This is a genomic window from Bacillota bacterium, from assembly GCA_040757205.1.
Lineage (GTDB): Bacteria > Bacillota > Desulfotomaculia > Desulfotomaculales > Desulforudaceae > Desulforudis.
On the sequence record JBFLXL010000002.1, the window covers coordinates 62648 to 75626 of the forward strand.

Annotated in this window: 12 protein-coding genes; all 12 read left to right on the forward strand. The window is 59.8% G+C overall.

The window, feature by feature from the left end; translation table 11 throughout:
* Position 1: 1 nt before the first annotated feature.
* The 12 genes from cutA to sppA all read left to right on the forward strand — a co-directional run bounded on the left by cutA (position 2) and on the right by sppA (position 12840).
* Positions 2 to 322: a divalent-cation tolerance protein CutA gene (gene cutA, locus AB1402_01775; GenBank protein ID MEW6540328.1), complete on the forward strand. Its 321-nt coding sequence runs from the start codon at positions 2 to 4 to the stop codon at positions 320 to 322.
* The gene (gene nfi, locus AB1402_01780; GenBank protein MEW6540329.1) at positions 319 to 1011 is read left to right on the forward strand and encodes a deoxyribonuclease V; all 693 of its coding nucleotides are present in this window, start codon (positions 319 to 321) and stop codon (positions 1009 to 1011) included. The genes cutA and nfi overlap by 4 nt, the downstream gene beginning before the upstream one ends.
* 296 nt (positions 1012 to 1307) lie before the next feature.
* The gene (locus tag AB1402_01785; protein MEW6540330.1) at positions 1308 to 1880 is read left to right on the forward strand and encodes a cell wall hydrolase; all 573 of its coding nucleotides are present in this window, start codon (positions 1308 to 1310) and stop codon (positions 1878 to 1880) included.
* A gap of 40 nt (positions 1881 to 1920) precedes the next feature.
* Positions 1921 to 3288: a germination protein YpeB gene (gene ypeB / locus AB1402_01790; protein ID MEW6540331.1), complete on the forward strand. Its 1368-nt coding sequence runs from the start codon at positions 1921 to 1923 to the stop codon at positions 3286 to 3288.
* Between the two features lie 147 nt (positions 3289 to 3435).
* Positions 3436 to 3876 carry a MerR family transcriptional regulator gene (locus tag AB1402_01795; protein MEW6540332.1) on the forward strand — a complete coding sequence of 147 codons (441 nt, stop codon included), beginning with the start codon at positions 3436 to 3438 and terminating at the stop codon, positions 3874 to 3876.
* Positions 3877 to 3920: 44 nt separating this feature from the next.
* Positions 3921 to 5009, forward strand: a complete 1089-nt coding sequence (locus AB1402_01800; GenBank protein MEW6540333.1) for a DNA methyltransferase — start codon at positions 3921 to 3923, stop codon at positions 5007 to 5009.
* A gap of 344 nt (positions 5010 to 5353) precedes the next feature.
* On the forward strand, positions 5354 to 6154 hold the full coding sequence (locus AB1402_01805; GenBank protein ID MEW6540334.1) for a hypothetical protein: 801 nt from the start codon (positions 5354 to 5356) through the stop codon (positions 6152 to 6154).
* A gap of 370 nt (positions 6155 to 6524) precedes the next feature.
* Positions 6525 to 7013, forward strand: coding sequence for an Lrp/AsnC family transcriptional regulator (locus AB1402_01810; protein MEW6540335.1), 489 nt, complete (start codon positions 6525 to 6527; stop codon positions 7011 to 7013).
* Positions 7010 to 8215, forward strand: a complete 1206-nt coding sequence (locus AB1402_01815) for an aminotransferase class I/II-fold pyridoxal phosphate-dependent enzyme (GenBank protein ID MEW6540336.1) — start codon at positions 7010 to 7012, stop codon at positions 8213 to 8215. Before AB1402_01810 ends, AB1402_01815 begins: the two co-directional genes overlap by 4 nt.
* A 229-nt stretch (positions 8216 to 8444) precedes the next feature.
* Positions 8445 to 10136 carry an arginine--tRNA ligase gene (argS, locus tag AB1402_01820; GenBank protein MEW6540337.1) on the forward strand — a complete coding sequence of 564 codons (1692 nt, stop codon included), beginning with the start codon at positions 8445 to 8447 and terminating at the stop codon, positions 10134 to 10136.
* A 46-nt stretch (positions 10137 to 10182) separates the two neighbouring features.
* Positions 10183 to 11790 carry a CTP synthase gene (locus AB1402_01825; GenBank protein ID MEW6540338.1) on the forward strand — a complete coding sequence of 536 codons (1608 nt, stop codon included), beginning with the start codon at positions 10183 to 10185 and terminating at the stop codon, positions 11788 to 11790.
* 147 nt (positions 11791 to 11937) lie between these two features.
* Complete coding sequence (sppA, locus tag AB1402_01830; GenBank protein MEW6540339.1) at positions 11938 to 12840, forward strand: signal peptide peptidase SppA; 903 nt, start codon at positions 11938 to 11940, stop codon at positions 12838 to 12840.
* Positions 12841 to 12979: the final 139 nt, after the last annotated feature.

Below are 12979 nucleotides of genomic sequence, written 5' to 3' on the forward strand. Positions count from 1 at the left end.
CGTGAGCGCGACTCTGGTTTACATTACGGCTCCCAATTTCGAGGAGGCGGAGCGGCTCGCCAGGGGACTGGTGGAAAACAGGCTGGCCGCGTGCGCCAACATCATCCCCCGGATTATGTCCACCTACTGGTGGGACGACCGGGTGCACGAAACGGAAGAAACCCTGATCATCGCCAAGACCGTCGGCGATCTGGTGGACCGGGTGATTCTCTGGACCAAGGAAAACCATACCTACGAGGTGCCAGCCATCCTGGCCATCAACACCGTTGACGGGGACGCCGATTTCGTGAACTGGCTGCACGCCGAAGTGCGCAAGAAATGAAGATTCATCCCCTGCACCCCTGGACGTTAGAGCCGGCCGGGGCGCGGGAACTCCAGCGGGAACTGGCCGGGTTGCTCCGGTTCCAGCTTCCGTTGGGGCTTTTGGTCAGGCACGTCTGTGGCGTTGATGTGTCTTCCGCCCGTAGGGATGACCGGGTTTACGCGGCCGCCGTGGTGCTCTCCTTTCCGGAACTCGACCTGGTGGAGGCGGCGACCGCCGCTTCCACCACTGCTTTTCCGTATGTGCCGGGCTTGCTGTCTTTCCGGGAAGGCCCAGTCCTGCTGGAGGCCCTGCAACACTTGCGCCGTGTTCCTGACGTGGTGCTGTGCGACGGGCAGGGTGCCGCTCATCCCCGGGGCCTGGGGATTGCGAGTCACCTTGGGCTTTTCCTGGACCGGCCCACCATAGGTGTGGCCAAGACGGTTCTGGTGGGGGAGTACCACCCCCCGGGGCCCGAACCCGGGGCCAACTCGCCCCTGGTCTACCGGGGACGCGTCGTCGGCGCCGTCCTCAGGACCAGGCGCGCGATGAAGCCGGTGTTCATCTCCCCCGGGCATCTTATCGATCTAAATACCGCCTGTGAGCTGGCGTTCGCTTGCTGCCGCGGTTACCGCCTGCCGGAACCGGTCCGCCGGGCGCATCTTTTGTCCAACCGGCTGCGCACGGGGCATTTGAGAGGTGAGAAGTGAGAGGTTAGAAGTGAGATGCGGACTGCCTGCCGGTCAATCGGCTCCCGCCACTTATCTCCCGGGTACACCCGCCAAACCCTACCCTGACCCTCTCCCTCTGGGAGAGGGTCAGGGTGAGGGGTTATTTTCATCCTTCCGGTGGTGCCGCTAGAGCGGCATGGTTGTCTGTTGGGTCTTTCAGCGCGTGCTCCAGTCACGCCTACCCGTCGGCCGTTACCGAAGCCCGTACCCTTCTGTAATTTTTTTGACCGTAACCGTGCACAATAACCGAAATAAACCAACGGAGGATTAGTCACGTGAGTCGCCTACGCATACGCCGTGAGAGCGCGTTCTTCGTAGCGGTCGTCTTGACGGTCGCGCTGGTGGGACTGCTGGTGGCCTGGCTCACCGGAAGGTGGTACCAGTACCCGCCCGCGATTGAATGGCTCGATCTGCCGGGCGCGCCTGCCCTCCAGGAGTATACGCCGGCGCCTTTCGAAGTCGACGAGGCTATTCCAGTGGCTGGGAGGGTGGGCGGACAAGATGCCGTCCAGTTGCTGGCGCGCATAATTCAGGCCGAAGCCGCCAACGAGCCCTACGTCGGCAAGGTGGCCGTAGGAGCGGTGGTTCTCAACCGGGTGCGGCATGCCTCCTTCCCCAAGACCATTCCCGGGGTGATCTTCCAACCGCGGGCCTTTCAGCCGGTGGCCAACGGGCGGATCTGGCTGCCGGTCGAACAGGAATCCTACCGGGCGGCCCGGCACGCCCTGGCTGGGTGGGATCCCAGCCACGGAGCCCTTTATTTCTGGAATCCGGCCAAGTCGACCAGTCCCTGGATCTGGACCCGCACGATCATCACCAGAATCGGCCGGCATGTTTTCGGCCGTTAAGACACCTCCGGCCGGGTGAAATAAACCTGGAGGCGAGTATATGAAACGCCCCATACTGGTTGCGCTCGTGTCCCTGGCGGTCTTGGCGGTGATTTCCGCCTGGGCCTTTGAACAGTGGAGCGCGCGGCGCCACTTCGAAAATCTGCTGAATGCCGAGTACCAGCGATCCTTTTTTGACACGGTGCTGAACGTGCGTAGTCTGGAGGTGCTCCTCGGCAAGGCCCTGGTCGGTGACGGCGGTCCCCAGGATGCCGGCCTGCTGGGGGAGACCTGGCAGGAGGCCGTGCTGGCCCAGCGGGATCTAAGCCGGCTCCCGGTACAGCCGGCGGTCATCGGCCGGACCAGCCAGTTTCTGAACCAGGTGGGCGAGTTCACGAACCTGCTGATGCGGCAAACGGCTGCCGGCCGACCTCCGTCTCCGGACCAATGGAACACGCTTGAGGAGTTGCACCGGCAGGCTGGTATCCTGAACACCCAGCTTCAGGCGGTGCAGCGCCGCGTGGAGGCGGACGGCGCCCGCTACTGGGAAATAGCTCCGGAGTTGCGTGCGCACCGAGGTGCCCTTCGACCGGCCCCGCCGGACCCGGCGAACAACGAATTGGAAACGGTAAACCGGGAGATGGAACAATTTCCGACGCTGGTCTATGACGGGGCCTTTTCCGAGCATATGGACCGCCGGGTGCCGCGGGCCGCCACCGGTGCGCCCACTAGTGAGACGGAGGCCCGGGAACGGGCGCTGGCCGTGGTTGACCGGCCGCGCACGCAACTCGCGGCGCGGGTGACTGGGACGACCAAAGGCCGGATCCCGTCTTACCGGGTGGAAGTCACGGAACGTAACGGCCGTAACGGCGACCGGTTTCTGGTCGACGTGGCCCGGCGGGGCGGGGAAGTAGTCTGGATGCTGGACACCAGAACCCCCGGCACGCCTACGGTGTCTGTGGCCGAGGCCCGGCGCAGGGCGCAAGCGTACTTGAATCGGCTGGGGCGGCCGGATATGGAGGCGGTGTCCTCGGAGCAGCAGGGCCGGGGCACGGTGCTGTTTACCTTTGCGCCGCGGCAGGAGGGCGTCCTCCTGTACACGGACATGATTAAAGTGACGGTGGCCCTGGACGAGGGGCGTGTCAGCGGCTTAAACGCCATAGACTACGTGATGTACCACCAACCCCGGGAATTGCCGGCCCCCGCCATAAGCGCCGCCGCCGCTCGCCGGGGTCTCAACCCGGATTTCGCGGTCCGGTCGGCCCGCCTGGTGCTCATTCCCACCACCGGCGGAGGAGAGGCCCTGGCCTGGGAACTTAGGGGTGAGCGGGTCGGAAACCAATACTTGGTGTACGTCAACGCCGAGGATGGACGACGGGAGAAGATTCTCCAGGTGGTGGAAACCGAGGACGGAACCCTGACCATATGAAACCTTTCACGTTCCCTTTGATATTTCTAAACAGAGTTTTGACATAATTCTTCTCTAAATCAGGGGAAACATGGCAGGAGAAGTGAATCTAAGGGGAGAAAATTTTAAATACAGGGGTGTAGTTATTTACATAATATGGGTGACTATATGTCAAGAGTCAAAAGCATCTTCGGTACGGCGGAAGCCGCTCGACTGGCAGGATTGACCAAGAGGCAGTTGGATCATTGGGATCGAACGGGGTTGTTTAAACCTTGTATTCCCGCGTTCGGACGGGGTACAGTGCGTCAGTACTCCTTCACTGACATAGTTCAGCTAAGAGTTGCCCGTAGATTGCTGGACTTAGGACTGTCACCTCGAAGGCTACGGTTAAGCCTGGAATGCCTGAGGGAGAACTTTCCCGCAAGAAACCTGACGGAGTTCTCCCTAGTGACTGATGGAAAGGACGTTTATCTGTCAAGTGATTCGTCATTCGTCGTTAGTTTGTTAACGAACGGGCAACTCGTGTGGGCTGTGCGACTAGAAGACCCGACGCTGGAGGATCCCGAACCTTTAAGGGACAGCGAAGATAACAGGGCATCAGGACATTAATAATTTTTGTGGTGGAGAGGAGGATGGTTATGGGGCGGTCAAGTTTGTTCAGATACAACGGCACGACTATTGGTACTGCAAAGCACTATGTTTCAATTGATCGTGATACGGCACTACGCTATGTGGAAGTAGTACTTCAAGAAGCTAGTCTGGACAGCCTTAAGGACAGAGTGAAGGCACTAAGGGCTTCAATAGAGGCTGGCGAGCTTCAGAGCGACAATGGTAACGGAATGGTCGTTAGGCGAGAAGCCCTTCTAGACGAGCTAGATCAGATTATTGAAGCACGTTCTTTTGATCGAGCGAGCTACTATACAAAACGACTTAGGCGGGGGTTGTCAGTGGTTAAGACTAACGGTGTCAATGACATCAATCTTAACCGGTGGAAAGAATATGATGAGGTTTTTACTGATAGTCTTTGGAACATAGATAGGAGAGATGGCTCAGGCACACACTTAGCCTGGTATTGGGGCAATTTTATTCCACAAATACCCCACCAATTAATGCTTCGTTACACAAAGAGAGGCGACCTAGTGCTTGACCCGTTTGTTGGCAGCGGGACGACACTTATTGAGTGTCGGAGACTAGGACGACACGGAATAGGTCTAGATATTAACAGCGAAACGCTGACAAAGGCACGTGAAAGGATAGAAGCCCAAGCAAATCCATACTTAGTTAACACAACAATACGGGCTGGTGATAGCAGAGACCACGACCTGTTAACTCTCGTCCAGGAAATGGGGTTTAACATTGTTGATCTTCTCATCCTGCACCCCCCATATCATGACATTATCAAGTTCACCTCTGACAGGCGTGATCTTTCTAACGCCCAGACTACTGACGAGTTTCTGGAGATGTTTGGTCAGGTTCTAGACAATACTTTACCCCTTGTCAAGAAAGGGGGATATGTCGGGATAGTCATCGGTGACAAATATCACCAAGGCAAGTGTATACCTCTGGGCTTCCACTGCATGCAAGAGGCCATTGCCCGTGGGTTGCTACTGAAGGGGATCGTAGTAAAGAACTTTGAAGAAACTAAGGGCAAGCGTAACCAGAAGGAACTATGGCGCTATCGGGCACTGACGGGAGGGTTTTATGTATTCAAGCATGAATACGTTCAGGTGTTCCAAAAATAAGCAAAGAGGAGGGGGGTGGCGTTCTGGTTACCAGAATGCACCTATTTATCGTGTCACAGAATACTTTGCCGGTGCATTTGGAACACGGATTTCTCGGGCTCAGAAAGGACAATAGTCGAGCTTGGAATAATGCTGGAGAGTTACACCCAACTGCTGAAAGATCTCAAGCATCAATGTATGCAGACATTTGCCGTGTACACAGAGGAGACGAAGTGCTCTTCTATCTAGAGAAACCCTCCCAAGATGTTGGAAGAGAAGGGGGCAGGTTCTTCGGGACCTTTCGAGTCATTAGTCCTCATCCTTTTTTTGAGTCCGGGGGTACCCATCTATTAGGTGAGCTAGGTATGCCATTGCCGTACAGGCTTCTCATAGAACCTAACATGGTCTACACAGAAGGCCTGACTGAATGGCAACTGATGGATGAAATGACGGACTTCAAGTCCACCCACGATATTCCGTGGACGGTTATCTATCGCAAAATGGAGGGTGGACGAGGTTGTACCCCGTTGCTGCCTCACGAGGCGGACAAGATCAAGGCAATGCTGGACTTGCGTAACTCGGGGCAGACTTTACACTTTGAAAGGATAGGGTTTTGTGCTGATACGATTAGTCTGTGTCCCTCTGATGCCCGGACGGCGTATGGCGGAGTAACCGACGTTTTTGACCGAATAGACCTAAGGCTCAGGCAACTCATGCAAATTGGTCGGGCCTGTGAACTCCATATGCAGGCGTATTTAATGCAGGAGATCGGAAGAAATCGGGAACTTACGAGGCTACTTTTCCCCAATGTACAAATCACTTGGATTGGAAACGAAGTCTATTGTGGGGCAGGGAAACAGTGTATCGATATTCTTGTGTTCTCACAAAACGAATACAATAACTTTGTACACCTTCTGGAAATCAAGTCGGGCATTGCTGGTCAGGAAACAGCTACCCAACTTAATAGATATATCAAATGGCTGAAGGCTCATATTCCAGAAATTTCTGTTCACCAGATTATCCCTACAGTCGTAGCTCGTGGTACAGCAGACCAATTACATGGAGAACTGCAGAATTTTCTGAGAGGCCACGGTATTACGCAATATCGTGAGGTTACCTTCGATAGCGAGCTCCGCTTTGCAGTAGTAGTACACCGGGTACGCTAGTGAGCCGGGCAATGCCTCCGGCCGCGGCGCGGCCCTTGACAAAACCGGGCACAGGTGCTAGGTTTTTAAGCATATATATGGATCAAAGGCCACGAAGGGAATAAGGGCGTTTTTTCTCCCCCACAGCGAGCCGGGGCCGGTGTGAGCCCGGTGGGGAGGGCGCCTGTGCCGTCCCGGAGCTGGATGTGAGGCGGGCCGATAAGCCCGCGGAAGCACTCCCGGGTCCCGCCGTTAACGGGAAGAGTGGGCCGGTTGCGCACCGGCCAATTAGGGTGGTACCGCGAGATCGGCGCTCTCGTCCTTAAATAGGGGGGAGAGCGCCTTTACCTTTATCGTCCAAGATTCTATTTTTTTGAGGAGGAGAGAGCGGGTGGACAAAACCATTGAAATCCTGGAGCTTCTAGCGAACAACTGCCGCCTGGGAGCTGACCAGATCGCCGCGATGGTTGACCTTCCGGCGGCCGAGGTGCAGCGGATCATTGCTGACCTCGAAGCGAACCACACCATCCTGAGCTACCGGACCATGGTTAACTGGGACCGGGTCGGCAAGGAACGGGTGTTGGCGCTGATCGAGGTCCGGGTCACGCCCCAGCGGGACGTTGGCTTTGAAGCCATCGCCAAACGGGTGGGCCGTCACCAGGAAGTGAAGAACCTCTACCTGATGTCCGGCGCCTATGATCTGGCCGTCTTCGTGGAAGGGCGGACGATGAAAGACGTGGCCAACTTCGTGGCCACCAAGTTGGCTCCCCTCGACGGCGTGACCGGCACCACCACCCACTTTGTGCTCCAAACCTTCAAGGAAGAAGGGGTTTTGCTGGGTGACGGGGAAGACGACCGGAGGTTGGTGGTGTCGCCGTGACTGATGGTGTGTGGGCCGGCAAACTAAACCCGACCGTCCGGAGGATCAAGCCTTCCGGCATCCGCCGGTTCTTCGACCTGGCGGCCGAGACGAAGGGGATCATTTCGCTCGGCGTCGGCGAACCGGATTTCGTCACGCCCTGGCACGTGCGGGAGGCATGCATGTTCGCCCTGGAGCAGGGTTACACCACTTACACCGCCAACAGCGGAATGCCGGCGTTGCGGCGGGAAATCGCCCGCTACACCGCCGGCTACCTGGGCCTGAACTACCGTCCGGAAGACGAGGTGCTGGTCACCGTCGGGGTGAGTGAGGCGCTGGACCTGGCGCTGCGCGCGGTGGTCGCCCCCGGGGACGAGGTTTTGGTGCCCGAACCGTGTTACGTTTCCTATCAGCCCTGCACCGAGTTGGCCGCCGGCGTGCCGGTACCCGTGCCCTCGACCGCGGACCGGGGTTTCCGGGTCCGGGCGCTGGACCTGGAACGGGCGGTCACGCCCCGGACCAAGGCGCTGTTGCTCTGCTTCCCCAACAACCCCACGGGCGCGGTTATGCCGCGACCGGAACTCGAGGCCGTGGCCGAGCTTTGCGCGGCCCGCGACCTGGTGGTGATTGCCGACGAGATCTACGCGCAGCTGACCTATGACGGCGAACACGTCTGCTTTGCCGGCCTGCCGGGAATGCGCGACCGCACGATCTTGCTTCAGGGTTTTTCCAAGGCTTTTGCCATGACCGGGTGGCGCGTCGGCTACGCCTTGGGGAATTCCGACTTCATCGGGGCCATGACCAAAATACACCAGTACACCATGCTCTGCGCGCCGGTGATGAGCCAGATGGCGGCGCTCGAGGCCCTGCGGCACGGGCAGGACGAAATGCGGCGGATGGTCCGCGAATTCTCTTACCGGCGCCGACTGGTGGTCAAAGCCTTCAACGACATGGGCCTGCCTTGCTTCAACCCCGGGGGCGCCTTCTACGCCTTTCCGGATATCCGCTGCACCGGGCTTTCGTCCGAGGAGTTCACCGAGCGCCTGATCCGGGAGGAGCAAGTGGCCGTGGTGCCCGGCAACGCGTTCGGCGACTGCGGCGAGGGGTTTATCCGCTGTTCGTACGCCGCCTCGGTGGAGAACCTCACGGAGGCCTTCAAACGGATGCACCGGTTCGTGAGCCGGTACCGCGATGAGAGGTGTGAGGTGAGAGGTTGGAGGTGAGAAAATCCAACCAAGTGGCCATGATGAGAGGTGTGAGGTGAGAGGTTGGAGGTGCGCCTCCCACATCCCACATCCCACCTCCCACCTCTCAAGCGGACGCAGGAGGATTTCCGCTAAAAGACGTCCTGGAAGCATCAGGCTTACTTGACATGCGTCTCTGGAGATATTAATCTAATCTAGGTTCCTGGTGTCAGTCTCCAGTCCCAGCGCTCACGGCCGGGAGGTTTTTATGAGCTATTTGTTGGCCGGACTGCGGGCGGGTATCGAGCGGGCGTTGCGCGGCGCCTTTGAGGCTGCCCGGCCCGGCCTCGGCCTTGACTCCGGTACGGTGATTCCGCCATTCACGGTGGAGGTGCCCCGGGATAAAGACCACGGGGATTTTGCCACCAATCTGGCTCTGCTGCTCACCAAGGCGGCCCGCCGCTCCCCGCGTCAGATCGCGGAGGTCCTGGTCTCCCACCTCTCGCTGCCGGAGCTCTCGGTGAAAGAAGTGACCATCGCCGGGCCGGGTTTCATCAACTTCAGACTTGACCCGGACTGGCTGCACGGCGTCCTGCCCGAGATTGCCGCGTGGGGAGACCGTTACGGCCGAAGAAACCTCGGGGGAGGGCGCAAAGTCCAGGTGGAATTCGTGAGCGCCAATCCCACCGGACTTTTGCACATGGGCAACGCCAGGGGGGCGGCGCTGGGGGACGGCATCGCCGCCCTTTTATCGTTTATGGGCTTCGACGTCTCACGTGAGTTCTATGTCAACGATACCGGGCACCAGGTCGAGAACCTGGCCCTGTCGATGGAGGCCCGCTACTTCCAGGCCCTGGGCCGGGATTGGCCCGTGCCCGAGGATGGTTATCACGGGGAGGACCTGGTCGAAACCGCCGGCCGGTTTGTGGCCGAACACGGCGACCGCTTCGCTGCTCACGCTCCGGACGAGCGGCGGGAGGCCCTCTTGCGGTTCGCCCTGGAGGAGAAGCTGGCCGCAATGCGGGCCACCCTGGATGACTTCGGCGTGCGCTACGACGTCTGGTTCTCGGAGCGGTCTCTTTACGTCCGGGGGGCGGTGAGAGAGACTCTGGAGCTTTTAAAGGCCCGGGGTCACCTGTACGAAAGGGACGGGGCCCTGTGGTTCAAGGCCGGTGCTTTCGGGGGGGACAAGGACGAGGTGCTGGTGCGCCAGAGCGGTGTGCCCACTTATTTTGCCGCCGACATCGCCTACCATAAGGACAAGTACGACCGGGGATTTGACTGGGTGATCAACGTGTGGGGGGCCGACCACCACGGGCACGTGCCCCGAATGAAGGGCGCGCTGGCCGCCTTGGGCTACGACCCCGACGCCCTGGACGTGGTGATCATGCAGTTGGTGCGCCTCTACCGCGGCGGCGAAATGGTCCGCATGTCCAAGCGCACCGGCCAATATGTCACCCTGGATGAACTCCTCGAGGAGGTCGGCCGGGACGCGGCCCGGTATTTCTTTGTAACCCGGGGGGCCGACAGCCACCTCGACTTTGACCTTGACCTCGCCAAGAGCCGGACCAACGAGAACCCGGTTTACTATATTCAGTACGCGCACGCCCGTATTTCGAGCATCTTCCGGCAGTTGGAGGAGCGGGGAGGGACGGTGCCGGGCTACCAGGGTATTCCCGACGTCACCCTCCTTGAAGAGGAGGCGGAACGGGCTCTCATCAGGCGGCTGGCCGACTTCCCGGATGAAGCGGCCCTGGCGGCCCACGACCTGGCCCCGCACCGCATCGCCCACTACGTGCACGACGTCGCCGGGCTGTTCCATCATTTTTACAATGCCCACCGGGTCCTGGGCGCCGGGGAGAAACTTGAAGAAGCCCGCTTGATGCTGGTGCACTGCACCCGCGTGGTACTAAAGAGCGCATTGGCGCTGCTGGGCGTATCCGCGCCCGAAAGGATGTAGCTGGAGGGGCAAGAATATAGAATTCTGAAACAGGCGGGAGGAGCACATGGCCGGCAAGTATATCTTCGTAACCGGAGGCGTGGTTTCTTCGCTGGGCAAGGGCATCACGGCCGCCTCTCTCGGGCGGTTGCTGAAAAGCCGCGGCCTGGAGGTGACCGTGCAGAAACTCGACCCGTACCTAAACGTGGACCCTGGTACGATGAGCCCTTTTCAGCACGGCGAGGTGTTCGTCACCGACGACGGGGCGGAAACCGACCTCGACCTCGGCCATTACGAACGTTTCATCGACCACAGCCTTTCCAAGTTGAGCAACGTGACCACCGGGGGCATCTACTCGTCGGTCATCCGCAAGGAACGTAGGGGAGACTACCTGGGCGGGACCGTTCAGGTGATCCCCCACATCACCAACGAGATTAAGGAGCGCGTGTTGCAGGTGGGTCAAGCCACGGGGGCCGACGTCGTAATCGTCGAAATCGGGGGCACCGTCGGCGACATCGAATCCCAGCCCTTTCTCGAGGCTATCCGTCAGCTGAAAAGCGACCTTGGACGCCAAAACACCCTGTACGTACACGTCACCCTGGTGCCTTACCTGCGGGCGGCCGACGAGCTGAAGACGAAGCCTACCCAGCACAGCGTCAAGGAGTTGCGCGGCATCGGCATCCAGCCTGACGTGCTGGTCTGCCGGACTGAAAAGCCGTTCCCGCCCGGCTTGAAGCAGAAATTGGCGCTTTTTTGCGACACCGAGGAGCGGGCGGTGGTTCAGGCCCTGGACGTGCCGTTCATCTACGAGGTCCCGGTGATGCTCGAAAAGGAAGGCCTGGGAGACTTCGTGGTGGAGAGGCTGGAGTTGGAATGCGGACCGCCCGATCTGACCGGTTGGGAGGCGATGATTGAACGTTGGCGCAACCCTGAAGCCCGGGTGGCGATCGCCCTGGTCGGCAAGTACGTTTCCCTTCCGGACGCATACAAGAGCGTGATTGAGGCCCTGCGGCACGGCGGCATCGCCAACGCCACGGACGTGAACATCCACATGATTGACGCGGAAAGCCTGGAACACGGTCCCGTGGAGGAGATACTGGACGGGGCCGACGGTATCCTGGTCCCGGGTGGTTTCGGGGACCGGGGCATCGAGGGCAAAATCCGGGCCATCCGCCACGCGCGGGAACGCCGTCTGCCTTTTTTGGGTATCTGCCTGGGAATGCAATTGGCCGTCGTTGAATTCGCCCGCGGGATGCTGGGCTGGCCGGACGCCAACAGTTCCGAGTTCGACCCGGGCACTGCCCACCCGGTGATCGACTTGCTTCCGGAGCAGTTGCAGGTGCGGGACCTGGGCGGCACGATGCGGCTGGGCGCCTACGCCTGCCGGTTGAAACCGGATTCGGTGGCGCACCGGGCCTACGGCCGCGAAGAGGTCCAGGAGCGGCATCGTCACCGGTACGAGTTCAACAACGCCTATCTGGAAGACTTAGACCGGGCCGGAATGGTCTTTTCCGGGATCAATCCGGACAAGCAGTTGGTGGAGATCATTGAGCTTGCCGGACATCCCTGGTTTGTAGCGACACAGTTCCACCCCGAGTTCCTGTCGCGTCCGAACCGGCCGCACCCGCTGTTCCGCGATTTTGTCGCGGCCGCCCGCCGCCGGAGAGACAATTGATTATCGGGCAAACTAGACCCGATGACGCATATTGCGTGCAACTGAGCTTTTAGGTTTCTATTTTGCCTGATCCATTCCGAATTCTGGATTTGCGACTCCTGAATTCTGAAAGCTGAGGTTTCTATTCCGGCTAAGGAGGTTTGACCTTTGCAGAAAAAACTGCTTGCGGGGCTGATCCTGGGGGCGATTGTTCTGTCGCTGATTCTGGTGGCCGTGCTTGGCGGCCGCACCGGACCGGAAGGCCGGCGCGCGACCGGAGAACAGATCGGCCTGATCCGGATTGAGGGTGTGATCGCCGGAGGTGATCAAGGGGGTTTCTTCGGGTTGGGAGGCGCCGAGGAAACCACGGCCAGGCTGCGGGAGGCGGCGGACAACCCGAACATCCGGGCGGTGGTGCTGCGTTTGAACAGCCCCGGCGGCACGGCGGCCGCTTCCCAGGAAGTGAGCGAAGCGGTGGTCCGGCTGCGGCAGGCCGGGAAACCGGTGGTGGCCTCCATGGGTGATATGTCGGCCTCGGGCGCGTACTGGATCGCGTCTCATGCCGACACCATCGTGGCCAACCCGGCCACCATCACCGGCAGCATCGGGGTGATCATCCAGACCACGCACCTCACCGGCCTGTACGATATGCTCGGGGTCGAGACAAAGACCTTCAAGAGCGGGCCCCACAAGGATATGGGCAGCCCCGACCGGATGCCTACCCCCGAAGAACAGGCCATCTTTCAGGGAATGGTGGACGATATCTACGCCCAGTTCGTCACGGTGGTTGCTCGGGGCCGGGACCTGCCCGAAGACCAGGTGCGGGAATTGGCCGACGGGCGCATTTTCACCGGGCGCCAGGCTTACGAACTGGGGCTGGTGGACGAGCTCGGAGACCTCCACGACGCCGTGCGGACGGCCGCCGAACTGGGCGGCCTGGACCCGGACGCCCCGGTGGTGGTGGAACTGGGTCCGAGGCCCTTCTTCCAGGATTTCTGGGGAGGACTTTCGTCCCTGTTAAGACCGCAAGCGTCCTGGCTGTTGACCGCCCCTGCCGTGGAACAGCGCTAAAGAGTGATGCAAAACCAGAAATCGTTCTAAACGCTTGGAGGCCGCGAAAAACAAGCATGGCGCGAAAGGCGAAGCTGGACGGCGCGGAGCGTACTGGGTGGTACGTGAGCACCGGACGGCGAGCCTGACAAAGCCAGGC

Excerpts from the sequence above, each read along its gene's own strand:
- nfi (MEW6540329.1), top strand. The coding sequence starts at position 319 with ATGAAGATTCATCCCCTGCACCCCTGGACGTTAGAGCCGGCCGGGGCG.
- ypeB (MEW6540331.1), top strand. The coding sequence starts at position 1,921 with ATGAAACGCCCCATACTGGTTGCGCTCGTGTCCCTGGCGGTCTTGGCG.
- AB1402_01795 (MEW6540332.1), top strand. The coding sequence starts at position 3,436 with ATGTCAAGAGTCAAAAGCATCTTCGGTACGGCGGAAGCCGCTCGACTG.
- AB1402_01805 (MEW6540334.1), top strand. The coding sequence starts at position 5,354 with ATGCCATTGCCGTACAGGCTTCTCATAGAACCTAACATGGTCTACACA.
- argS (MEW6540337.1), top strand. The coding sequence starts at position 8,445 with ATGAGCTATTTGTTGGCCGGACTGCGGGCGGGTATCGAGCGGGCGTTG.
- AB1402_01825 (MEW6540338.1), top strand. The coding sequence starts at position 10,183 with ATGGCCGGCAAGTATATCTTCGTAACCGGAGGCGTGGTTTCTTCGCTG.